The 22,660-nt window shown below is 58.0% G+C and carries 17 protein-coding genes and 4 pseudogenes; 16 read left to right on the top strand and 5 right to left on the bottom strand.

Going from position 1 to position 22,660, the window contains the following annotated elements; translation table 11 throughout:
- Nucleotides 1-15: 15 nt before the first annotated feature.
- Entirely contained in the window at nucleotides 16-867 is an 852-nt protein-coding gene (locus GR197_RS23485) for an electron transfer flavoprotein subunit beta/FixA family protein (RefSeq protein WP_011654236.1), read from the bottom strand.
- A gap of 1,070 nt (nucleotides 868-1,937) precedes the next feature.
- On the opposite strand from GR197_RS23485, the gene GR197_RS23480 reads away from it, so the two are divergent.
- From GR197_RS23480 to GR197_RS23415, 14 genes and pseudogenes are all read left to right on the top strand, one after another.
- A complete protein-coding gene (locus GR197_RS23480) occupies nucleotides 1,938-2,609 on the top strand; it encodes a hypothetical protein (RefSeq protein ID WP_011654237.1) in 672 nt (223 codons plus the stop codon).
- A gap of 3 nt (nucleotides 2,610-2,612) precedes the next feature.
- The gene (locus tag GR197_RS23475) at nucleotides 2,613-3,446 is read left to right on the top strand and encodes a hypothetical protein (protein WP_011654238.1); all 834 of its coding nucleotides are present in this window, start codon (nucleotides 2,613-2,615) and stop codon (nucleotides 3,444-3,446) included.
- Nucleotides 3,447-3,771: 325 nt separating this feature from the next.
- Nucleotides 3,772-3,918: a hypothetical protein gene (locus GR197_RS32480; RefSeq protein WP_155247461.1), complete on the top strand. Its 147-nt coding sequence runs from the start codon at nucleotides 3,772-3,774 to the stop codon at nucleotides 3,916-3,918.
- A gap of 470 nt (nucleotides 3,919-4,388) precedes the next feature.
- Nucleotides 4,389-4,872: pseudogene (locus GR197_RS23465) on the top strand (IS5 family transposase); the annotation flags it as partial.
- Nucleotides 4,873-5,273: 401 nt separating this feature from the next.
- The gene (ccoN, locus tag GR197_RS23460) at nucleotides 5,274-6,896 is read left to right on the top strand and encodes a cytochrome-c oxidase, cbb3-type subunit I (RefSeq protein WP_020048098.1); all 1,623 of its coding nucleotides are present in this window, start codon (nucleotides 5,274-5,276) and stop codon (nucleotides 6,894-6,896) included.
- Between the two features lie 8 nt (nucleotides 6,897-6,904).
- Complete coding sequence (ccoO, locus tag GR197_RS23455) at nucleotides 6,905-7,639, top strand: cytochrome-c oxidase, cbb3-type subunit II (RefSeq protein ID WP_020048099.1); 735 nt, start codon at nucleotides 6,905-6,907, stop codon at nucleotides 7,637-7,639.
- 8 nt (nucleotides 7,640-7,647) lie between these two features.
- Nucleotides 7,648-7,800, top strand: a complete 153-nt coding sequence (locus GR197_RS23450) for a CcoQ/FixQ family Cbb3-type cytochrome c oxidase assembly chaperone (protein WP_003568501.1) — start codon at nucleotides 7,648-7,650, stop codon at nucleotides 7,798-7,800.
- Between the two features lies 1 nt (nucleotide 7,801).
- The gene (gene ccoP, locus GR197_RS23445; protein ID WP_020048100.1) at nucleotides 7,802-8,665 is read left to right on the top strand and encodes a cytochrome-c oxidase, cbb3-type subunit III; all 864 of its coding nucleotides are present in this window, start codon (nucleotides 7,802-7,804) and stop codon (nucleotides 8,663-8,665) included.
- Nucleotides 8,666-8,676: 11 nt separating this feature from the next.
- Nucleotides 8,677-8,864 (top strand): annotated as a pseudogene (locus GR197_RS23440) (hypothetical protein).
- Nucleotides 8,865-9,040: 176 nt separating this feature from the next.
- Nucleotides 9,041-10,609, top strand: coding sequence for a cytochrome c oxidase accessory protein CcoG (gene ccoG / locus GR197_RS23435; protein WP_164013878.1), 1,569 nt, complete (start codon nucleotides 9,041-9,043; stop codon nucleotides 10,607-10,609).
- Complete coding sequence (locus tag GR197_RS23430) at nucleotides 10,606-11,091, top strand: FixH family protein (protein ID WP_011654243.1); 486 nt, start codon at nucleotides 10,606-10,608, stop codon at nucleotides 11,089-11,091. Before ccoG ends, GR197_RS23430 begins: the two co-directional genes overlap by 4 nt.
- The gene (locus tag GR197_RS23425) at nucleotides 11,088-13,373 is read left to right on the top strand and encodes a cation-translocating P-type ATPase (protein ID WP_131711129.1); all 2,286 of its coding nucleotides are present in this window, start codon (nucleotides 11,088-11,090) and stop codon (nucleotides 13,371-13,373) included. The genes GR197_RS23430 and GR197_RS23425 overlap by 4 nt, the downstream gene beginning before the upstream one ends.
- Nucleotides 13,370-13,528: a cbb3-type cytochrome oxidase assembly protein CcoS gene (ccoS, locus tag GR197_RS23420; RefSeq protein ID WP_003549679.1), complete on the top strand. Its 159-nt coding sequence runs from the start codon at nucleotides 13,370-13,372 to the stop codon at nucleotides 13,526-13,528. Before GR197_RS23425 ends, ccoS begins: the two co-directional genes overlap by 4 nt.
- Nucleotides 13,529-13,560: 32 nt before the next feature.
- Entirely contained in the window at nucleotides 13,561-14,232 is a 672-nt protein-coding gene (locus GR197_RS23415; RefSeq protein ID WP_011654245.1) for a Crp/Fnr family transcriptional regulator, read from the top strand.
- Nucleotides 14,233-14,590: 358 nt separating this feature from the next.
- Here the strand turns inward: GR197_RS23415 and GR197_RS23410 are convergent, their stop codons facing one another.
- The 4 genes and pseudogenes from GR197_RS23410 to GR197_RS23400 form a co-directional block, all read right to left on the bottom strand.
- A complete protein-coding gene (locus GR197_RS23410; RefSeq protein ID WP_003549684.1) occupies nucleotides 14,591-15,304 on the bottom strand; it encodes a GntR family transcriptional regulator in 714 nt (237 codons plus the stop codon).
- Nucleotides 15,305-15,920: 616 nt separating this feature from the next.
- A pseudogene (locus GR197_RS23405) lies at nucleotides 15,921-16,278 on the bottom strand (IS66 family transposase); the annotation flags it as partial.
- Nucleotides 16,279-17,773: 1,495 nt separating this feature from the next.
- A pseudogene (locus tag GR197_RS32475) lies at nucleotides 17,774-18,058 on the bottom strand (hypothetical protein).
- A 19-nt stretch (nucleotides 18,059-18,077) separates the two neighbouring features.
- The gene (locus GR197_RS23400) at nucleotides 18,078-18,278 is read right to left on the bottom strand and encodes a hypothetical protein (RefSeq protein WP_164013876.1); all 201 of its coding nucleotides are present in this window, start codon (nucleotides 18,276-18,278) and stop codon (nucleotides 18,078-18,080) included.
- A gap of 385 nt (nucleotides 18,279-18,663) precedes the next feature.
- Here GR197_RS23400 and GR197_RS23395 point away from each other — a divergent pair, with 385 nt between their 5' ends.
- Both GR197_RS23395 and GR197_RS23390 read left to right on the top strand, forming a co-directional pair.
- Nucleotides 18,664-19,620, top strand: coding sequence for a FecR domain-containing protein (locus GR197_RS23395; protein ID WP_164013874.1), 957 nt, complete (start codon nucleotides 18,664-18,666; stop codon nucleotides 19,618-19,620).
- Entirely contained in the window at nucleotides 19,617-22,361 is a 2,745-nt protein-coding gene (locus tag GR197_RS23390) for an EAL domain-containing protein (protein ID WP_348643293.1), read from the top strand. The genes GR197_RS23395 and GR197_RS23390 overlap by 4 nt, the downstream gene beginning before the upstream one ends.
- The last annotated feature ends 299 nt before the right edge of the window (nucleotides 22,362-22,660 follow it).

Here is a 22,660-nt window from a genome sequence, read left to right as displayed (position 1 = left end):
TCTACTCCTCGCTGCTCACCGATTGCCATGGGACGTGAGCTTGCGTTCCAAAACGGGCTGGCGGGCAAAAATTGCAACGACCGTGTCCGCGGCGACCTCGGCCAACGTTTTGTCGTTAATGTCCACTTGCATAGCTTTTTCGGCGCGCGGACCAGGAGCGAATACTCGCTTCACGACCGTCGGCGATCCTCGTAGGCCGCATTTGGTCAACTCCCCAATGCCGGCGTCAGCGGCCCCCCATTTAAGACCCTGGCTTCGCGCTGCACGGAAAGCATCATCGAGAGAGCCCCGGCGGATAGCATTGACACCTTCCAGCACGGTGATGAGACATGGCAACGTGCTCTTCAGCATCTGCGTGCCGCTCTCCGCGTGCCGTTCAACCATGAGCTCGCGCGAAGTGGGATCAATGGAGACAATCTTCGTTACGTAAGTCAGTTGCTGGAGGTTCAGCCTCTTTGCAATTCCGGGTCCGACCTGGGCCGTGTCGCCGTCAATTGTCTGCTTTCCCGTAAAGACGATATCAGGCCCCCCATAGCTCTCGCCAATCTTCGCTACTGCTTGAGAAAGAGCATACGAGGTCGCCAGCGTGTCAGATCCGGCAAAGTGGCGGTCGGTCAGAAGCACTGCGCGATCTGCGCCGTGGGTAAGGGCTTTGCGTAGCGCTTGCTCAGCCATGGGCGGTCCCATCGTTAGAACGGTCACCTCGCCCCCATAGCGGTCACGAACCTGAAGTGCCTCTTCGAGAGCAAACAGGTCGTATGGGTTAATGATGGTCGGTACGCCTTGGCGCATGATCGTATTTGTCACCGGGTGGACGCGTATCTGCGCTGAGTCCGGCACTTGTTTGATACAGACCACGATGTGCATCGTCGTTTAAGCTCCCAATCGGATTCGGGCTTTAGGGACCCGGCTAACTCTGAGCACTGCTCGTGCCAATCAGGTTGCGCCGGTAAGCCTTCGAGATTGCACATGTTTCGTTGTCGCTATGCGAAGGGGTTTTGTAGGGTTGCCGACATGTCGTGTCGCAATCCGCCCCGATCACCACCGCGAGTGGAGGGGCGGTTCGATAGCCTTCAGGTCGGACAAGTCCATGATAGCTGCGCCACGAGTTGGAAGATTTCAACGCCGAATAATCCCCCGGGAGATAGCACGGGGACTGAAGCTCTGGTGCGGTGGGCGTGTATCGCGCTTCGGTTTGCCGTTGATAATCTGACTAGCGACACCGTATGCGCGATCAGAAGCACAGCGATCGAGAAAATAACGCTGCGGGCGCCTAGTGAGGCTTGGACAAGCGGTTTAGCTGATGTTGCGGGCGTGAACAGGATGATTGCCAGAAGCGTCGAGTAACCCTTGCTGGAAATATCAATCGAAAGCCGTCCATAAAAGCTGCTGCAGCGCGTCGAGGTCTTGGCTTTTCTCCGCCTCAATCGTTACATCAACGCCGTTCTGATCGGTTGGGCGAGCTACCGCATAACCAAAGCCGAAGCCACTTGATCTGACGCGCCTTACTGCTGAGCCAGCGCCAGCTTGTGGTCCTTCAGACGCATACAACAATTTGCGACATTGTCATCACCTTTGTCGTTTACGTGACAAGCGTTCCTGTTCTCAATCGCGCATTTTGCGCCCACATAACTGGAATCGCAGTAAATATTGTTCGTCATCTCTATCGGCCTGCTTGGCACGAATCTTGTGAGCTATTGCGAGGCAGCGGAACGGCTTTCGCATCCGCGTTGCGGGATAACCGCATCGGTTCGAACACGTGGAGGAAAATAAATGAGAAGGAGGATCGGGTGCGGCATTTAACACCCCACAGCACCTGAAACGTGTCGCAGATCAAACAACAGGAACGAAACATGCCACGCCGACCAGCCGTGAGTATCTCACAAATCGACTGTTGCACGTAAGTGCAAAATCCCTCAGGCAGAAGGGTTGCCGACATGTCTACAATGCTGACCATCAACGTGAAAAATTGCGAACCCCAGACGCAAACCTTCTACTTCTTCCAGCAGCCGGCCATTTATACCGGCGGGGGGAGAGTCTATTCGAATAGCCTTTTCTCGCAATCGCTCGGCAACTATGACAACACGGGCGCGATCCTGACCTTCCAGGTTAACCTGCAATATTATGCCGGCATCCAGCCGGCGAACACACAGCCGCAAATCGGCGCCTCTTCCGGCTACTCGTCAGCCAGCCGCGCCATCGATCTTGCTACGAGTTCCGGTAGCAGCGGCAAACCGAACGATTGGACGACCGCGACGGTTAATCCGCTCGGACTATCCTCGCCGATCTACGGGGAGGGTGTGCAGCCTGGCGCCTTCCGCATCACCACGCCGGTCTTCAACGCGCCGCCCTATTTCAATGTCGGCTCGGCGGTTGCCGTCAATGGCGGCATCGTGCTCTCCAACTTCGTGCAGGCAAACCCCGCCAGCAATACCGATTGCCAGCCGATCCTTAAATATTATGTCCAGACCGGCGCCTACACGCCAGGTGTCGTGATGAACTTCACGCAATCGAGCGTGAACGCGGCGCTTTCCGATTTCACTGGCGGCTATTCCGTCTGCAACGTCAGCCTGAAATCTGACGGCACCTGGACCACGCAGCTCCAGTAAGCCTTGGCACCCATGCAGGTGAAGAACCGTCCCCTCTTCACCTGCGCACCATCCTCGCGGTTGCCGCCGCCGCCCGGGCGCGGACAGGCTGGATCTCTAAGGGGATTGTCACACGCAATGACCAGTTCGTCCTACCAGATCATCGTTCGGAACTTTTCGCAGACGACGCAATATTTCTATGTGTTCCAGAAGCAGGCCGCATTTCCGTTGCTGCCGAGCCCTGGTCTCGTCTTCAGCGGCAGTCTCGGCTGCCAAAGCATCGGCAATTACGCAAGTTCGGGAGCGCAAGTCAATTTCGGTTTGGACAGTCAGGTCTATGCAGGTGCATTCAGCACCAAACAGGCGGCGTCGCCCTCGCAGCTGATCGCGCTTCTCTCGCTCAATGCCGCCACACTATCCGTGGTCGGTAGCACATCCGCGTTCCGACCGGTTACGCTCACCACGGTTGACGGTTCGCCGGACAACTGCACGACCTTGACGCTCGATCCGCTCGGACTTTCCGCGCCCGCCAATCAAGCCGGAATTGCGATCGGAGGGTTTGGCATGAACGTGCCTTCCTATACCCCGTTGCCGCATCCCGAACTCTATTGCGGCGTCGTCGCCCTGAACAACAATCAGGCGGTTATACTCTCGAGCTTTGTCGCTCCTGTCCCCAACGCCGTCATGAACTGCATACCGAAGCAGATCTTTTTCGTGAAGATGGGCTACCAGCCGGTCGGAAGCACCGTCGCTTATGACGAGAGCAACTCGGCATGCTGCGATTTCACCATGGGCTACGCGGCCTACACCGTGACTTACAAAGCTGACGGAACCTTTTCGGCGACAGGAGGACCATAGACCCAGAGATCCGGATCATCACTGACGCTTGAGCAAGCCAATAAACCCTTGAACAAAAGGAATATAGCAACGTTACGTATTACATTGAAATCCGCTGGCCAAACAGCACGTCGCGGTAAAATCGCTGCCGGGCTTGCCATTGCCACCGTCTCTATCCTCGCAACAGCGCTGCCCGACGCGGCACAACTCGTATTTTCGTCCGATTCCCGGAACTAGCAGGCCATTGCGGTCGCACCGCCGAACGATGCGATCCTGTTCACCAAGCAGCCGGTGCCCCATCCGAATGGAACGGCCTCCGTCTTTGCGATCGTCGGAGCGGACACCTATGTCATTCCGGCTGGGGCCAACTCCTGCATCGTCGCCGCACCTCCCGCCGATGAATTACTGCTTCATTGTCCGTAACGACAACACGATCGACGGCGTCGGTTTTGCCGCCATTCGAAATCCGGGCGGCCTGACCGCCTGCCAGTAAGGGGTTTCCTACACCCACAATTCTCTTCTGGTCTTGCGCGAAGGTTGAGGCGGAAAGTCGAATATCCACCTCCGCCCGCTCTCGCGCGCTCGTCACCCTGAGGCCCCAATTCTGCACGCTACGAAGCAATCGGCGGATGAAAGAAACTGCAGCTAATGAGCAGTTCATAGGCGGTGGCCGGCGTGCATGTAATCTTGCCTGCTCCGAGGGTCTTGTTTACGGCGGCCGCGACAGCGGCCTCCGTCGGTCAACCAGCCCTTCGTCATGCGCGCCGCCCAGACGCTGACGATTTGCATTCCCGCCAGCATTGGGCGGCCATAAAGCTTAGAATAGAATAAAGCTGGCAGTGATTTGAGTAAAAGTTCTCATAAGAACATTGTAAGGATCTCTAAGAGCCTGACCGAAAAAGAGTTGAGTGAAATCAGCCAGTTGTGATTCTGTTTGTTTGCTTAGGACGAACGGAGACCACAATGGGCTGGACTGATTTCACCCGTCGGCAATATGCCCGACGCGCAATGCGGTATGCAAGCGATCTGACGGACCGGGAATGGGGATTGATCTCGCCTTGCCTGCCCGAACCGAGGCGGCTGGGCAGGCCGCGTAGCACCGATCTTCGCGAGGTCGTGAATGCGTTGCTTTACATCGCCACGACTGGGTGCCAATGGCGGATGATGCCCAAGGATTTTCCGCCTTTTACAACTGTGCAGTCCTATTTCTATGAATGGCGAGCGACAGGGTTATGGGGTCGGATCAACCATCATCTTGTGATGGAGGCGCGTGAATTGGAAGGCCGGGAAGCCTCGCCGTCTGCGGGCGTGATCGACAGTCAAAGCGTAAAAACCACGGAAAGCGGCGGCATTTGACGCGGGCAAGAAGATCAAGGGACGCAAGCGTCATATCGTCGTCGACACGCTTGGACTGATGGTCGGCCTGGTGGTTCACAGCGCCGATATTCTAGGTGAAACATAAAGACGACCATTGTCAAATTCGGAGAGTCGAGTTTTCGAGATCTTCGTCATTACGCTCGAGTTGTTCGGCATTTAGCTGAGTTGCGGTGCAGGAAGAAATAAGATTATCGCCGTGGTCAGCGCAATGTCTGGAATGACCGACAAGCTGAAAGCAACATGCTTCCGGCAATCCAGAGAACTGATCCACCAGCAAAACGCGAGATCGAACCAAGAACACCCTGGGTGACGGTATGACAGTCGGAATGTGCCAACGACTTAAGACGCGTAGCGCTGTCCCATTTACCGGCCCTCTCGTTGACGCAGATCAAGGCGCAATTTGCCGCTTCATGACAGTCCTGGCGAGAAAGACGGCCGCGACGCGGTCGTCGGCGTACTGGGGACGACATCATGAATTACACAACGGAAACGATGGTGATCGCGGTCGCGGCGTTTCTAGCGCTGCTACTAGCCGCATTCGCGCATGATCATCTCTTTGCGGTCCATATGGGGATACTTTGCTTCTGCCTTGCCGCGGGCGCTGCTGTCCTGATCAGGAGAGTTGATTTTTCGCCGGCAGGCCAACGGCGGAAAGTCGATATATCAGGCTATTTCGACGAGGTGATACGGTATGGCCTGATCGCCACGGTATTCTGGGGCGTAGTCGGCTTCCTGGTTGGCGTGGTCATCGCGCTGCAACTGGCCTTTCCCGACCTCAACATCGCCCCTTATCTCAATTTCGGAAGGCTGCGGCCCGTTCACACATCGGCGGTCATTTTCGCCTTCGGCGGCAATGCGCTGATCATGACGTCGTTCTACGTGGTGCAACGCACCTGTCGCGCGCGTCTTTTCGGCGGCAGCCTGGCCTGGTTCGTATTCTGGGGTTACCAGCTTTTCATCGTGATGGCTGCGACCGGATACGTTCTCGGAATCACCCAGGCCCGTGAATATGCCGAGCCCGAGTGGTACGTCGACCTCTGGCTGACCATCGTCTGGGTCGCCTATCTCGCCGTGTATCTTGGAACGATCCTGAAGCGCAAAGAGCCGCACATCTACGTGGCAAACTGGTTCTACCTCGCCTTCATCGTCACCATCGCGATGCTGCACGTGGTCAACAATCTTGCAGTGCCCGTCTCGTTCCTGGGATCGAAGAGCTATTCTGTCTTCTCGGGCGTTCAGGACGCGCTGACCCAATGGTGGTATGGCCACAACGCCGTCGGCTTCTTCCTCACCGCCGGCTTCCTGGGTATGATGTACTACTTCGTGCCGAAGCAGGCCAACCGACCCGTCTATTCATACCGGCTCTCGATTATCCACTTCTGGGCGCTGATCTTCATGTACATCTGGGCCGGCCCGCACCATCTGCATTACACGGCGCTGCCCGACTGGGCCCAGACCCTCGGCATGGTCTTCTCGATCATGCTCTGGATGCCCTCCTGGGGCGGCATGATCAACGGTCTCATGACCCTTTCGGGCGCCTGGGACAAGATCCGCACCGATCCGATCATCCGGATGATGATTGTCGCCATCGCCTTTTACGGGATGTCGACCTTCGAAGGCCCGATGATGTCGGTGAAAACCGTCAATTCGCTCAGCCACTATACCGAATGGACGATCGGCCACGTGCATTCCGGCGCTCTCGGCTGGGTGGGAATGATCACCTTCGGGGCGATCTACTACCTGACGCCGAAGCTATGGGGACGCGAGCGTCTCTACAGCCTGCGGATGGTCAACTGGCACTTCTGGCTCGCGACCCTCGGGATCGTCGTCTACGCCGCCGTGCTTTGGGTTGCCGGCATCCAGCAGGGGCTGATGTGGCGCGAGTACAATTCCCAGGGCTTCCTCGTCTATTCCTTCGCGGAGACGGTCGCGGCAATGTTTCCCTACTACGTGCTGCGCGCGGTCGGCGGAACGCTTTACCTGGCGGGCGGTCTCGTCATGGCCTGGAACGTGTTCATGACGATCCGCGGCCACCTGCGCGATGAAGCTGCAATCCCAACCACTTTCGCGCCCCAACTACAGCCTGCCGAATGAGGTGAGACATGGCATCGATACTAGATAAACATCAGATCCTCGAGAAGAACGCGACGCTTCTTCTCGTCGGTTCGCTGCTCGTCGTGAGCATCGGCGGCATCGTCGAAATCGCACCGCTGTTCTACCTGCAGAACACGATTGAAAAGGTGGAAGGCATGCGGCCGTATACGCCGCTCGAATTGGCCGGCCGGAATATCTACATCCGCGAAGGCTGCTACCTCTGCCACAGCCAGATGATCAGGCCGTTCCGCGACGAGGTCGAACGCTACGGCCATTATTCGCTCGCGGCCGAGTCCATGTACGATCATCCTTTCCAATGGGGATCCAAGCGAACCGGGCCGGATCTGGCCCGTGTCGGCGCACGTTACTCCAACGAATGGCATGTCCAGCATCTCGCCGATCCACGGGCGGTCGTGCCGGAATCGATCATGCCGAGTTACGCCTTCCTCAAAGAGCAGAGGGTGACGGTCAAGGACGTGGGAATGGACCTGAAGGCCAACGAGGACGTGGGCGTGCCCTATAACGACGACATGCTGGCGAACGCGGAGGCCGACATGAAGGCCCAAGCCGATCCGAACGCAGATACGACGGCCCTGCTTTCCCGCTATCCGAAGGCGAAGACCGGCGATTTCGACGGCGATCCTGCTGCGCTGACCGAAATGGATGCCCTGGTGTCCTACCTGCAGATGCTCGGAACGTTGGTCGATTTCTCGACCTACGACGACGCGACCGGCTACCGATGAGGTGATCCATGGAAACCTACACTGCAATGAGACACTTCGCCGACAGCTGGGGCCTTTTGGCCATGGCGGCATTCTTCGTCGGCGCGGTTGTGTTCACCCTTCGCCCAGGCAGCAAGCAAACCGCGAAAGAAGCCGCCGATATTCCCTTGAAGGACGATTAAGATGTCGGAAAAACATATCGATGAATTTAGCGGCGTCGAAACGACCGGGCATGAATGGGACGGCATCCGCGAACTCAACAATCCGATGCCCCGCTGGTGGGTGTGGACCTTCTACGCCACCATTGTCTGGGCGTTGGGCTATGTGATCGCATATCCCGCGATCCCGATGGTTACCGACGCCACCAAGGGCATGCTGGGTTTCTCCAGCCGCGCCGAGTTGCAGCAGAATCTGGATCAGGCCAAAGTATCGCAGACGACGCTGCGTGATCTGATCGCCGCCAAGACGGTGCACGAGATCGATTCCGATTCTGCCCTTCGCGAATTCGCGGTCGCCGGCGGCGCGTCTGCATTCAAGGTGAACTGCGCGCCGTGCCATGGCTCGGGAGCAAGCGGCGGTCCGGGATTTCCGAACCTCAACGACGACGATTGGCTGTGGGGTGGAGACCTGGATGCCATCCAGGCGACGATCGCGCATGGAATTCGCTTCAACGAGGATACGGACACTCATGCTTCCGAAATGCCGCCCTTTGCCGATGTTCTGGATCCCCTCCAGACAAGGCAGGTCGCGGCTTACGTCTGGGGACTGACCAATACACCGTCGGACCCCGGCCTCGCAGAGGCCGGAAAACAGGTCTTCGTCGATAACTGTGCCGCATGTCACGGCGACGACGCCAAAGGAAAAGCCGAAATGGGCGCGCCGGATCTCGCCGATGCGATCTGGCTGAAGGCACGCGGCGAGGATGCGATCACCCGTCAGGTGGCCGCTCCCAAGCATGGCGTCATGCCTGCCTGGGCAGGGCGCCTCGGCGATACGACGGTCAAGGAACTTACGATTTTCGTCCATTCGCTCGGCGGCGGGACGTGAGGAGAAAAGCCATGGCAGCTCACGGCCACAACCCGATCCTCGATCTCTATGGCACGCCGCGCGCCACCATACGATCGCGTGTTTCGGCGCGCGCCAAGGCCACGCCGCCCCTTCCGATCAGGACGACGACCCGGCAAAGATCGGCAGTTCGATTGTCAGTTTGACCTGTCTCAAAGACCACGGGCAGACAAGCCGCTAGCTGTAGACTTGTCGAGGACGTCCCAGCGGTGGTTGTTCCCCCGCAGCTCCTGCAGGCCGCGCCCTCTCTCCAGGGCGTGGCCTTTGCCTTTCGCGGGAAGGCCTTGTCTCTTGATCTGCATCAAGGAACGAATGCGCGGCAGATGGGACAAGGGTGGGTGAAATCGGATAGGTCCCATGAACCTCTACACTGCACCAGATCCCGATAACATCGAGCGGCTCAATGTCGAGCCGGTCAATGCCCGTCGCAACCGGCAGCCTCTCTACGCACCTCGGAAGAAGGTTTTTCCCAAGCGTGCGGAGGGACGATTCCGTCGGTTCAAGTGGATCGTCATGCTGATTACGCTCGGCATCTACTATCTCGCGCCATGGATTCGCTGGGATCGCGGTCCTTACGCGCCTGACCAGGCAATCCTCATCGACCTTTCTTCACGGCGCTTCTTCTTTTTCTTCATCGAAATCTGGCCTCAGGAATTTTATTATGTAGCGGGTCTCCTCGTCATGGCAGGGTTCGGGCTGTTTCTCGTCACTTCCGCGGTTGGCCGCGCATGGTGCGGCTACGCTTGTCCGCAGACAGTCTGGGTTGATCTTTTTCTCGTCGTCGAACGTGCGATCGAAGGCGATCGAAACGCGCGAATGAAGCTTGACGCTGGTCCCATGAGCTTTGCCAAGCTGAGGAAGCGCGTCGTCAAACATTCGATCTGGCTGCTGATCGGCGTCGTCACGGGCGGAGCGTGGATCTTTTATTTTGCCGACGCGCCGAACCTGCTTGTTTCGCTGTTCACCGGTCGCGCGCCTGCAGCCGCCTACACCACCGTCGCCATCCTTACCGCGACGACCTATGTGCTCGGCGGTCTCATGCGAGAGCAGGTGTGCACCTATATGTGCCCATGGCCACGCATCCAGGGTGCGATGCTCGACGAAAATTCTCTCGTCGTCACCTACAATGACTGGCGCGGCGAGCAGCGGTCGCGTCACGCCAAGAAGGCTTTGGTCAATGCCCTATCGGTTGGGGATTGCGTGGATTGCAATGCCTGCGTGGCGGTGTGTCCGATGGGAATCGACATTCGCGACGGACAGCAGATGGAGTGCATCACATGCGCGCTCTGCATCGACGCTTGCGACGGTGTCATGGACAAGCTCGGAAAGCCTCGCGGCCTGATCGCCTACGCCACCCTGAGCGAATACTCGAGCAACATGTCGCTTGCCACCGACGAAGGACGAACGGCCGTCAAACCGTCCAGAGTTCGAAACGAGAATGGGACCTTCGTTCCGGCGATCCGGCATTTCAACTGGCGGATCATCTTTCGTCCGAGAACCGTGTTTTACGCAGTCGCCTGGGCGTCGGTCGGCGTGGCCATGCTCGTCCATCTCACCTTTCGGGAGCGCCTTGAACTCAACGTCGTTCACGACCGAAACCCCCAATATGTTCTGGAAAGCGACGGCTCGCTGCGGAATGGCTACACGCTTCGTATTCTGAACATGGTGCCGAAGCCCAGGGATATGAACATAAGCCTGGTCGGGCTGGAGGGGGCGACGATGCGCATTCCCGAGTTCGGCAAGGAAGACGCTCGCAGCTTTACGGTCCATGCCGAACCCGACGCGGCCACGACGCTGAAGGTCTTCGTTACGCGCAAGCCTACCGGAGCCGCGATCAATGAATTTCTGTTCGTGATCGAAGATACCGAACATGCCGATCGGGCAACCTACCGCGCGGCGTTCAATGCACCGGGAGACATCAAATGAAGACCTCCGCTCAAGGTTTTACAGGCTTGCACATGCTGCTTTCGACCTCGGCATTCTTTGGCGTGGTGATCGCGGTGAACGTCACCATGGCCTTCTATGCCTCTTCCAGCTGGAGCGGTCTGGTCGTGGAAAACACCTATGTCGCCAGTCAGGAGTTCAACCGCAAAGCGGCGGCGATGAAGGCAATGGCCGCTTCCGGCATCGAGGGCAACCTCTCCATAAAGGGGCACGAGATCCGCTACGATATTCACGACAAGAGCGGATCGCCTGCGATCGTCGACGACGTCATTCTGAATTTCAAACGTCCGGTCGGAGACCACGAGGACTTCCTCCTTACGCTCAGGAAGACAGCCGCGGGGCGGTTCGAAGCGGAGCATGATCTAGCCGACGGTGACTGGATCGTCGAGGCCATCTCGCGAAACGGCGGCGTGGTCGTCATGCATGAGGCAAAACGCATCGATACCGCGGAGTTAGGCCAGTGAGCTGCTGTACCATGGACGCAGAAAGCGTGCTTGCCCTCAGCACGACATCATTCAGTGCCGAAGAGGTTCGCCTTGCGAGCCAGCCGCTCGGCGAAGGATTGCGCCAGCTGGACCTGAGCGTCCCCGACGCCCACTGCGGTGGCTGCATTTCGACCATCGAAAGGGCGTTGTTGGCGCTTTCCTTCGTCAAGACAGCGCGAGTCAATCTCACGGCTCGAAGGGTGAGCTGCGTCTACCAGGAGGAGATAGAGACACGCGCAACCGATCCGTCCAAGATCCTGGCAGCGATCAACTCGGCCGGATATCGCGCGCATCTCTTCACGCCCTCAGCTCCCGAGAACGACAAGACCAGAAATCAACTTCTCCTCGCGATCGGCGTGTCCGGTTTTGCCGCTGCCAACATCATGTTGCTCTCGGTATCGGTCTGGTCGGGTGCAGATGCTGCGACGCGCGACATGTTTCATTGGATCTCGGCGATGATAGCAGCGCCCGCGCTGGTCTATGCGGGGCGCTTCTTCTTCAAATCGGCCTGGAATGCGCTGCGGCACCGGCGCACCAACATGGACGTTCCGATTTCGCTCGCCGTGACGCTCTCCTATGCCGTTTCATTGTGGGAGACCGTCCATCACGGCGAGCATGCGTGGTTCGACGCTTCGGTCTCGCTGCTCTTCTTCCTGCTGATCGGCAGAACCCTCGATCATGTCATGCGCGAAAAGGCTCGGGCGGCGATCAACGGACTCGCAAGACTGGCGCCGCGCGGATCATTGCTGATCAATCCGGACGGGTCGCGACGCTACATTGCGGTAGATGAGATCGCGGCGGGGGATGAAATCTCGATAGCCGCAGGCGAACGGGTTCCCGTCGATGGCATAGTCGTCAGCGGAGAGAGCGACCTGGACCTCTCCATCGTCACCGGCGAGAGCAGCCCGGTCGCCGTCGCCAGCAACAGCGAAGTGAGTTCCGGGGCGATGAATCTGACCGGCTCCCTCGTGCTGCGGGCGACAAGAATTGCCAAGGATTCGCTTCTCTCGGAGATCATCGGCCTCATGGAAGCCGCCGAGGGCGGAAGAGCTCGCTATCGAAGGATCGCCGATCGCGCTGCGACGCTCTATTCTCCGGTCGTGCATCTGCTGGCGCTGGTCTCCTTCCTTGCCTGGGGCCTCCTGGGCGGAGACTGGAAACAGGCCATGCTGGTCGCCGTTGCGGTGCTGATCATTACCTGCCCATGCGCATTGGGTCTTGCCGTACCTGTGGTCCAGGTCGTCGCCACGGGCGAACTTTTCCGGAAGGGCATCATGGTGAAGGACGGCTCAGCACTCGAAAGACTGGCCGAAACCGACACCGTGGCCTTTGACAAGACGGGCACCTTGACGATCGGCAGTTCGCGCCTTGTCAGAGTGGATGCCATGGACGAGAGCGCCACCGCGATCGCCCGTGGATTGGCAGCGCATTCACGGCATCCCCTTTCTCGGGCCCTGGTACGGGACACCGAAACCGACCTCATGTCCTTCGACATCGTCACGGAAATCCCCGGCGGGGGACTGGAAGCCAGGAACGGAGCAGATGTCTATCGATTGGGCAACTTGGCGTTTGCCTGCGGAACCAGCATCGTGCCCCGCACCGCCGACAGTCCGTTCTCGGAAGTGGTCCTGTCGAAGAATGGTGTCGATCTTGCTCGCTTCTTCTTCGATGACACGCTTCGTCCGGGTGCTTGCGAGGCAATCGACCGGCTCGATGCAGCCGGCCTTGAAACGCTGATCGTGTCCGGAGACAGGCAGACCGTCGTCGACAATACGGCGCATGCCCTGGGTATCGACAGGGCTTTGGGCTCTCTGACGCCGAAACAGAAGGTCGAGGAATGCCAGAGGCTGAATGGCGAAGGTCGTCGCGTGCTCATGGTTGGCGACGGGATCAACGACGCCCCGGCACTTGCAGCCGCGCATGTCTCGATGGCGCCGGCCACAGCCTCCGATATCGGAAGACAGGCGGCCGACCTGGTTTTCTTCAACGATCGCCTTGACGCTGTTCCGGAAGCGATCGCCGTTGCGCGACGATCCGCCAGCCTCATCCGGCAGAACTTCGCCCTCGCCATCGGTTACAACGTTCTGGCAGTGCCGATCGCCATCGCCGGATTGGCGACGCCGCTGATAGCGGCGGTGGCAATGTCGACATCCTCGATCATCGTCGTGACGAACGCCCTGCGCCTGAACGCCTTCGGCAAGCGTCGGGATATGCACATTCGAGGGCGGATCGGCAGGAGTGAGGAGGTCAAAGCCGCATGAACATGTTGATCTATCTCATACCGATCGCGCTGTTGATGGGAGGAATAGGGCTCCTGGCATTCCTTTGGTCGCTAAAGAGCGGCCAGTATGACGACCTTCAAGGCGCCGCCTGGCGGATCCTCGCCGAGGACGAAACCGATCAACGAGAACCCTGACCGCAGTGGGTCCAAACACGAAAGGAAGATGGATGCTTGCGAAAAATTCTATGCTTCTGCAGTCTGACCTGTTTGCTGGCTTGGATCAGGCGACTGTGGAGCAATTCACCGGAACGGCTGAGTTTCGAACCTTCGCCGCTGACGAGAAGATCGTAGCCGAGGGCCAGCAGGAATCGTTCGTCTACTGCGTCATGAACGGGTTTGTGCGACTTTCAAAATCGGAATCCGCCGGGCGCGAAGCGGATATCTGCGTGTGCGAGCCGGGCGACACCTTTGGAGAATATCTACTCGCGGGGGGCGGCTCCTACGCTTATAGCGCGCGGTCCGCCGACGGGGCCGAGGTCGCGCTGTTTGCGCTTGCGGAGTTGCAGGCGTTCGCCGACCAACATCCGGTCGTACACAGGAACGTCATGCGCATCATGGGCAGGCACCTGCTGGGCGCGATGGATTGTATTGCCGGAGACCGCTTGCTCACAGCCGCGCAACGGGTGGCAAACTACCTTATGAGCCGCTGCCCCGCCTCGGCGGCCACCTCGCGGGTTACGTTCCGCCTTCCTTACCGAAAGCGAATCCTGGCCGGCAAACTGGGACTGGCGCCGGAAGCCCTTTCCCGCGCGTTTGCGGCGCTCGCCCCGTCGGGGGTCGAAGTCAGAGGCAAGGTCGTCCTCGTCGATAGCGTCGACCTGCTGCGGGAGGCATGTTAACCGTTGGATCACCGGGCCACATGTTGAAGTTCGCCGCGCTGTTCCTGCCATTAACTACCATGTCAATGGGGTACCTGTTCGCCGCAGACTCAAGCCTCTCAAGGCCTCCGCACACTACGAGTTCATTTGCAAAGCATGGGCTTCATAACCCGAGCGCTTCACCAGATTCGCTCTATCTAATGCCAGGTCTAAACATCCAGCGCGTGCCAATCATTTTATTATCTATCGCGGAGTTCGGGGAACCGGAAGAATCCGACTAGCCCAATAGTGTCGATCCTATTAGTAACGCAATGATGCGGGCATTTATTCCGACATAGGCTTTAAATGCTCGAGCCGAGTGCTTCAGATTACGGCGATATCACAAGCTTTTCGCGTGCCCAGGAAGCCCTGTTAACCCACGTTCGTTCACCTCTTGTACGACCCTTGGGACGGCATCGCGTTCTAGGTCAAGGTGGTTCATCAACGCGGACTCCACCAAGTTTGTCGCGGCGCCTAGTTCAGACATTGCGGCAATTAATTTCTCGAGGCTTTCGACAAATGCGGGCCTAAGTTCCGACGCAGTTATTTCCATTCGTAGAGGGTGAGTGCAAAAACAGAATCGTTGAACGATTTTACATGCCTCGCAATTCGATGCTTCTTCGGCGATTCTAGTAAATATCGCTTCTGCCGTTAGGGCGAGTTCGTCGGGGGACAATTTATCTGCCACGGCCCAGCTCTCTGGGATCTGCGGCCGCTTTCGATTCAACGCCGAGATTAGCGTCTCACTTCCAACAACATAAAAATCTAACAGAGTACCCTCCAACATCGGCCTGGTGAAAAAGCCCTTCTGAGGGATGTATTGGATCTTCCCTTCAGCTGCTAGTCGCTGAAGTGCTTCGCGAATTGGTGTTCGACCAAGATCAAGATTAGACGCCAGATCCTGTTCCCTGAGATGTTGCCCCGGCACACGGCCGTTATTGTGGAGAATTCGTCGAATAGCATCGTAGGCAATATCGGCCTTTGCAGGTTCTGGTTCAGTAGAAAAGTTTGTGTCAGCCCCACGCTGTGGGGGCGCGTTCTTGCAACACCGCATTTGATGGTTTTCCTCTGTCGATGTCCTTCGGGGACCCTACAGGAGCTTATTCATTGATATCGGGCGGCGTTCCGATTCAAGCCCGAATTAATTGGCCTCACCATATCGGCACGCGTTTTAACCCAGGCGAGATTCGGGACCTTTATAACAGCCGCGGCCGCAGCTGGCCGCTATCGCACTCTCTCGCCGCTGAGTTCAACGGAATGGGGCAAGAGGAAGCTGTCACGTTCTCCATCTAAGAGGGCGATCTTCATCTCTGGCCTGTCGGATCTGATTTTGTCTGGGTGCATGTTGTCACGTCGGTTCACCTAAGCCTCCCGTCGCTGACCGGGGTAGACCCCCGTGCCGCTTGTGACCAGATCTAGACGGCGCTCCGCGATATATCAACACATAACATTGATATTTTTTTTGATATATTTTGGCCTATCGCGCCACCTTAACGTTTTGTTTTTTCTGCTGTTGGCAAAGAACTCAGGCAGCGTCTAATTTGTGACGCATTATCCAGCCCGCTGAAAGGTTTGCGCGGATTTCCGAGTTGGCGATTCCGGCTGGCGGATCGAAAAAGCTCTGGGTGTTTAGTCCCGGCATTTGATGGTGGATTATTTTCGTTAGAATGGAGGGAGGCACTATGGGCCCTAGTAGCCGAGACGAGAGGAGCTAGCAGACTGGATGCGCGACCGACCCAGTCAGCCATTACGGATCGCGAGATGTCTATCCCTAACCGCTCGTACATCTCGGATAGGCGATAGAGGGGAATGTGATCGTCGAATTTAGCGATCATGATATGGGCGAGCAGTCCCGGCCCGGGTTTGCCGCGCTCGATCGGCAGGGCCAGCTACCGTCGTATCGCCATCCCTGCAGATCATGCGCTTTTCGACATGGCGGACAATCTTAACCGACGCCGGCACGTGCTCCAACACCTGGACCACCCTGTCGGCCGCCTTCAGGAACGATGCGCCACCCCAGGTCGGGCAGATGTCGACGTTCCGCGTCACTTCACAGCGGCGTCACCGTCGGCTTCGTTTTGTTTCTGTTGATTGAAAAAGAATCGTGATCGCCCGCACTTCCTACCAGCCAAACCGCCATGCATACCGCATTGTCGGGGAACAACCTAGTTCCATAAATATGGGTTATCCCACGTGCAGAGCTAACGGGTCGAAGGTTCAGATCCTTTCAAGGCGATAGAGTTAGGACTATCCCATGGCCTGCCCTCTCGATCGTTATACTGTTTTTGAAAAACAGTATAACTCCGGAGTTGAGCTTATGCGTGGTCGGGCGCCCCGAAGGAGGGGAAGTGCTGGCCGTGGCGGAAAAGCGGTTGGCAAAACGAAGAGTCAAAGCGCAGGCGACTGGCAGCCGGCGAACTCGTCTCGATATCTACGACGTGCGAGCGAATCTTTTGGCGCGAAGCCGAGACAAAGGTCCTAATGCTGGCCGCCTCGGAGGAAGTTGAAGCGCTTGTCGCAGCCTTACGGCAGGAGGTGGCGGGATACGTTGTCAGGAGTATCGGATCACGCGAACTGGCAGAGGCCATTCGAGCGGGCGTCGAAGCCTTCAGCTTCCTCTCGCAATGCGCGCTAAGGCCGAAAAAGGACTCTTCGACAGAGGGCTTCACTGGCTCCCCATGAGCTCGAGGTGATAGAGCTGGTAGCTGCAGGACTTCCAACAAGCATATTGGGCGGCGTCGCAGGAGAAAACGATCAAGTAATCAGCCAGCGAGCGCTCCGAGAGGCTAAAGCACCGGCAGCACGCTCATAAAGGCTCAACAGGCGGTTCTTGATGCGAGTGTAGGGCCGCCATCTCCTGCGGGTTAAGCCGACAGTCCCGCTGGGCAAGGTCGGATCGCAGGCAGGCCGCGCAGAAGCGGTTGGAGAGGGAGGGGACCAAAACTTGCCTCTGCGCGGCCCGAACCCCTGGGAAGGGGTAGATCGCGAGAGTGCAAGGGCATGCGCTATCCGGCGATCCATGCGCCTAACCACCTGTCCAAGGCAGCGGTTCCTGTACAGTTCCGCACCAATCGTTCTGCCGCTGTGGCTCCAGGTCCCTAAAATCCCTCTCTCAACAACTCTCTTGCCAAGGCGGGGTGGACTTTTCGCAGCAGAAGCCTAGCTCGGCTGTATCGTCAGCAACCGAAAACGTAGGCGCTGGCGGCTGAGGGTTTCCGTGTGCCTCCGCCTGCAAGTAGCGGTGTGCACCTATGGAGAAGCTCTTCCAGCCTGCGATTTCATCCTCTCTTTCCCTACTGGGGCAATCATACAAGCTGCTGAGGTCAACCGGAAAGGAACGTTCGGTCCCTGGGGCGTCAGCGAAAGGCAACTCCGCCGCGCTGGGTTCAGAGCAACGCGATACCGGGCCTGCCGAAAAGCCAAAGCCTAACAAATGAGGCACACCTGGAGCGATTGTGGTGTCCGAAAGCGCTGCTAACGCGCGGCGGATCCAGTCGTGGGAGCGCCGGCCTATCAGTATCGCTCATCTTTCCTCCTGGATTTGCCAACCCGCTTTCGGCTTGGGCCACCCTTTCCTGGCTGCTCGGAATTCGGCTTCTATTTCGGCTTTCGCTTTCGCTTCCGTGGCGCCCATTGCCCAGACAGTGATGCGCATGCGGCCCGCTCTGAAGACGAAGCGACGCTCGGTGGCGTGCTTGCCGGCGGTATCTCCCCCGCGAAAGCAAGCGCGTGCAGTTGACGGCTAACGCTGTCTCGGAACGCCCCTGGTGCGACCACCACCAGTCGTTAAATGCCACTTCGAGGAAATGGCTTTCGGTCGCGGACGGTCAGTCTCGAGCGTAGCTCGGCCGCCAGCCGCGCGTGATGCCGCGGTCCATCACGCCCTCAGTCAATGCAAGTTGCCGGCGGAGGTGGCGAATATCTGCCAGGAGGGTCTCGATCGCAGCGTGCATATCGCCTTTGTGATAGGCAATTACCTCCGCACGTTCGTTGTCTTCCACGGCTTCGCTGATCGGCTGCTCGCGCATTATCCGTGCTCCATTTCATAGTCTCAGGTCAGCCGCCGCCTCGCCAATGTTCTTATTATGTTCGCAGTCGACGTGAGTCAATAATCAATCTTGGTCGACCTCGCAAATTGAGAGGATCTTCCGCTGAAATGATCGCGTTTGGGCATGCTCACTCCATTTCTTTCGGCAGTAGCGCCGAAGACAAGCTGGAATAGGAGCGCAGTTTGAATGGTGTATTGGGGACGGCACATCGGTTTGTGGCTGTTCCGTTTTCGCTGTGAGGCGCTCGACAGCACCGCTCGGACTGCGCGTTGCCTCCCCGTGCGATCCGCCTCCAATTTCGCATTGATTTTTCAAAGGATTGTTAATTAGCGTGTGCGTAAATCCTTTGAAAATGGGGGCTCCAATGTTCGTAACTTTGCGCATTTTTCTTCTTGCTGTTGTTTTGATGCCGAGCGCGGTGTTTGCTGCGAGCGAGGACTGGCAAGTTGCCAAGGCAACGAGCCAGGTAAAAGTCACCACTGACCGCAATAGCTGGAAGGACTTGCGCACAGGTGACGTCGTTCCAAACGGCGCCTGGGTCTCGACTGGGCCTCGCGGCCGCGCCCAGCTTGTCCGCGGGGTCGAGAGCATTGGATTGCAGCCCAATACGGCCGCGTCCATCACGACGAAGGCGGGGGGAGTTTTTACCTACCGGAAGACGGAAATTGTGCAGCAAACCGGAGCACTTGATCTTGAGATCGAGAAGCTGAGCCAGCCGCACACGACGGTTCAAACGCCTTACCTCGCAGCCGTCGTGAAGGGAACGATCTTTCATGTCACAGTTGGCAAAACCAAGGCATCGGTCGCAGTCGATCGCGGCCTTGTGCAGGTTACATCATTCGCGAGCGGCCAACGGGCGAACGTCGGCCCGCGCCAGAGTGCATCCGTGGATCGGCGGACCGGTATGACGGTCGCAGGCTCGATCACAAGACCTTCGATCGCGTCCGTTCCTGCCTCCGTTGCAGTCGTTCCGGCTGTGGGAGCGGCCAATTTGGCAGGTCAGGCCGAGACGGCACCGGATAACAGCAAGTCCTCCAAAGGAGCAGGAGGGACCAGCGAAAATACGCCCGGGGGGAATAGCAGCGGCAAAGGAAATTCCGGCAGTAGCGGCAATGGTGGCGGCCACGCCAACGGCGGTGGGAATAACGGCCACGGCAGCGGCGGCAATAGCGGAAACGGTGGCGGTTCCGCCGACTCCAACCACAGCAGTCACGGCGGTGGCGACAACACCGGTAATAACGGCAACGGAGGCGGCAAGGGTAAGGGCAACGACGGAAACGGCAACGGCGGCAACCACGGAAACGGCAAGGGCAAGAAGTGAGGGCTTTGGCTTCGTCTCTCCGGCAAATTGCCTCTGCAGGAGCTGGCCCTATCGCTCTGCGTGCCCTGCTGATTGCGGCGATGCTAGCGCTTCCGGTGGTTGCCAGTAAAATCGCTGCCGTCACACAATTGGATGACGGTCTCATTGCCAAGCGCTTTGAATGGGCGCCACGCGATGCTTCCGGAAAGATCGTCTTTATTGCCATAGACAAGCGTACTCTCGACGCTGTCGGCATCTGGCCATGGCCGCGCAGTCAATATGGGAAGCTTCTGGAGAAGCTGACGGCTGCAAACGCCGCGGACATTTTTCTCGATATTGACTTTTCGACGCCCTCTAACGCCGCCGAAGACGGCGCTCTCGCATCGGCGCTCGAGACGGCCGGCGGCGGGGTCCTGCTACCCCTCTTCCGTCAGAAAGTTGCCGCATCATCATCCGAAACGGAAATTTCGAAGCCGATCGCTGCTTTGCTTGCGAATGCCTGGCCGGTTTTCGCGAATGTCACCATGGACGCTGATGGCATCGTTCGCAGATTCGACCTCGGAAACGAGTTCGATGGAAGGTCCACCCAATCGGCCGCCGCCGCCCTCAGCGGTAGTCCTGACACCTCCGGACGGCGGTTGATCGACTTTTCGATCCGACAGGCAAGTGTGCCGACTTACTCCTTGGTCGATGTTCTTTCCGGAAAGGTGGCTGACGAGCAACTCGAGGGTCGTTCGATCGTCGTCGGGGCTTCGGCGGCCGAACTAAAGGACATATTTCCGGTACCTCTTAAGGGCTCGATTGTCGGCCCGCTGCTCCACGTTCTTGCGGCCGAAACCCTTCTTCAAAACCGCACTCTACGAGGATACGATCAGGTACCGATCGATCTTCTGGTAGCGGCTATCCTGATCGTCGCTATTTTCTCGTCTCGAATGGCGGGTATGGCAAAAATATCGCTTCTGCTGCTCGCCATGGGGCTGGTAAGTGAAGCAGTGGCTTTCTGCCTTCAAAAAGATTTTGCGCTCGTCGGCGGGACAACTGTCTACTGGATGCTGCTCGCTCTCGCATGGGTGCTCGCTCTCAACGAACGTATCGATCTCGGCCAGATGATGGCGACATTTGCCAGCATCGATGCACGTAATACTAGGCGGCTGATGCGACGCATCATTGCAGACAGCTCTGACGGCATCGTGGCCTTCACCGGCGACATGAAGATTGCGGATATCAGCGTATCCGCCAAAGCGGTCTTAAGGCTCAGCGCCGGCGCTGATCTGCTGACCAGTCCGGAACGCTCGGTGACGGAGGCCGTTGCCAGCCTCATAGCCCGTTATGATGTCGATTCCGGCCGTATTCACACCGATGTCGTCGAATTCGTGACGTATTGTGGCGAGGACCAAATTGCCTATGAAGCCTGCATTACTCTTTCACCGGTCGAGGGACCCGATCCGAAGGCGGTGCATTCGTTCTGTGGCTGTATCATTATCCGCGACGTCACGGCACAGAAGAGGTATCAAGTCCAGCTCAAGAGGATGTCGGAGGAGGACGACCGCACCGGGCTTCTCAACCGCCGAGAGTTCCTTTCACGTCTCGAAGGACGTAATGGCCTCGTCGTGGTTCTCGAGATCGAGCGCTTTTCGGATATATGTGCCGCCCTTGGACGAGACGTCGGTGACGCACTATTGAGGGCCGTCGGAGCGCGCCTTGAAACAAACTTTCCTGATGGCCTGCTTGGGCGTATCGAGGGGGCATTGTTTGCTGTCCACTCTACGATAGAGGATGATCCCACGCTTTACGCAGAGGGGCTTCTAAGCCCCTTCGAGGAGCCTGTTGTTATTGATGGAATGTCCGTGATTATCGCCGTTCGACTGGGTTTCGCGCAGGCCGGGCCATTGGGCGCCGAAAGCGCGCTCCGCGCTGCCGAGTCGGCCCTCGATACCGCGAAAAAGACCACGGAACCCTGGTCGATCTACAATCCAGCGACTGCTCTTCGGCAGGCTCGCTTGCGACGGCTCGAGGCCGACATGCGCGCTGCCCTGGGCGACCAACAATTCTTCCTTCTCTATCAGCCGCAGGTCGATCTTTCGAGCGGAGAGTTCGTCGGGGCTGAGGCGCTGTTGCGATGGCGTCATCCGGAGCTTGGCGTTATTTCGCCGGTAGAATTTATACCAATTGCCGAATCTTCGGGATTGATCTGCAATATCGGCCGATGGGTGTTGACGGAAGCCTGCGCCGAGGCTTCGCGCTGGCCGTTCGGCATGGTTTCGGTCAACATGTCGCCTGTTCAGTTCGACCGCTCCGATGTTGAGGCTGAAGTTCGCCTCGCTTTGTCGACCAGCGGATTGCCTGCATCCAGGCTTTGTCTTGAGCTTACCGAATCCGTCTTCCTTGACGATAGTGGCCGATCAATCAGCAAGATGGCGGCTGCCCGCGCAATCGGCGTTTCACTTGCACTGGACGATTTCGGAACTGGTTACTCTTCAATGAGCTACCTTGCCGATCTTCCGCTCGACAAACTCAAGATCGACCAATCATTCGTCCGCAGAATGACCGGGGCTCAAGGGGTTCTGGAAATCGTCAAAGCAATCGTGTATCTGGCGCGCGGTCTCAACCTTGAGATTGTCGCAGAAGGCGTGGAAGGCGAGGAGGAGAAGGCGTTGCTTCGACAGCTCGAATGCCAAACGGGGCAAGGCTACCTTTTCGGCAAGCCGCAGATTGCTTCTCAGATGATCGCACATTTTGGCCTATCCATGCACGTGGCCTGAAGAGCGCCGCGCTGCTTCAAAAAGACAGGTGGAGCGGAAAAGTCTGATCAGGTGAGCCATGCCGAAGGTCCCGTTCTCACCTTTGCCGCCCGCTGACCACGGCCAACAAAATATTGGCAGACGCTCAGCAATCGGGGGAACGGGCTGTTCAAAAACTAATATTATTGCAAAGGGATGAACGTTTGATCAGACTGTACATTGCCGCGCCAAAAGGCGCAGTCTGATTAGAAACCACCCCATTTACTAGTCCCCGCTCAGGCGGGGTCTTCCTCTGGTGAGCTGGCGGCCGCCCGCGACAT

It is taken from the genome of Rhizobium phaseoli (genome assembly GCF_010668805.1).
Lineage (GTDB): Bacteria > Pseudomonadota > Alphaproteobacteria > Rhizobiales > Rhizobiaceae > Rhizobium > Rhizobium phaseoli_A.
Note: the sequence above shows the minus strand (reverse complement) of the source record. Positions and strands in the feature narration are given on the sequence as shown.

Bases quoted from the DNA above. Each gene is read 5' to 3' on its own strand.
- GR197_RS23410 (WP_003549684.1), bottom strand. From the start codon at position 15,304: ATGCGGTGTTGCAAGAACGCGCCCCCACAGCGTGGGGCTGACACAAAC.
- GR197_RS23400 (WP_164013876.1), bottom strand. From the start codon at position 18,278: ATGCGCGAGCAGCCGATCAGCGAAGCCGTGGAAGACAACGAACGTGCG.
- GR197_RS23430 (WP_011654243.1), top strand. From the start codon at position 10,606: ATGAAGACCTCCGCTCAAGGTTTTACAGGCTTGCACATGCTGCTTTCG.
- GR197_RS23480 (WP_011654237.1), top strand. From the start codon at position 1,938: ATGTCTACAATGCTGACCATCAACGTGAAAAATTGCGAACCCCAGACG.
- GR197_RS23395 (WP_164013874.1), top strand. From the start codon at position 18,664: ATGTTCGTAACTTTGCGCATTTTTCTTCTTGCTGTTGTTTTGATGCCG.
- ccoP (WP_020048100.1), top strand. From the start codon at position 7,802: ATGTCGGAAAAACATATCGATGAATTTAGCGGCGTCGAAACGACCGGG.
- ccoG (WP_164013878.1), top strand. From the start codon at position 9,041: ATGAACCTCTACACTGCACCAGATCCCGATAACATCGAGCGGCTCAAT.
- GR197_RS23450 (WP_003568501.1), top strand. From the start codon at position 7,648: ATGGAAACCTACACTGCAATGAGACACTTCGCCGACAGCTGGGGCCTT.
- ccoN (WP_020048098.1), top strand. From the start codon at position 5,274: ATGAATTACACAACGGAAACGATGGTGATCGCGGTCGCGGCGTTTCTA.
- ccoS (WP_003549679.1), top strand. From the start codon at position 13,370: ATGAACATGTTGATCTATCTCATACCGATCGCGCTGTTGATGGGAGGA.
- GR197_RS23415 (WP_011654245.1), top strand. From the start codon at position 13,561: ATGCTTGCGAAAAATTCTATGCTTCTGCAGTCTGACCTGTTTGCTGGC.
- ccoO (WP_020048099.1), top strand. From the start codon at position 6,905: ATGGCATCGATACTAGATAAACATCAGATCCTCGAGAAGAACGCGACG.
- GR197_RS32480 (WP_155247461.1), top strand. From the start codon at position 3,772: ATGTCATTCCGGCTGGGGCCAACTCCTGCATCGTCGCCGCACCTCCCG.
- GR197_RS23485 (WP_011654236.1), bottom strand. From the start codon at position 867: ATGCACATCGTGGTCTGTATCAAACAAGTGCCGGACTCAGCGCAGATA.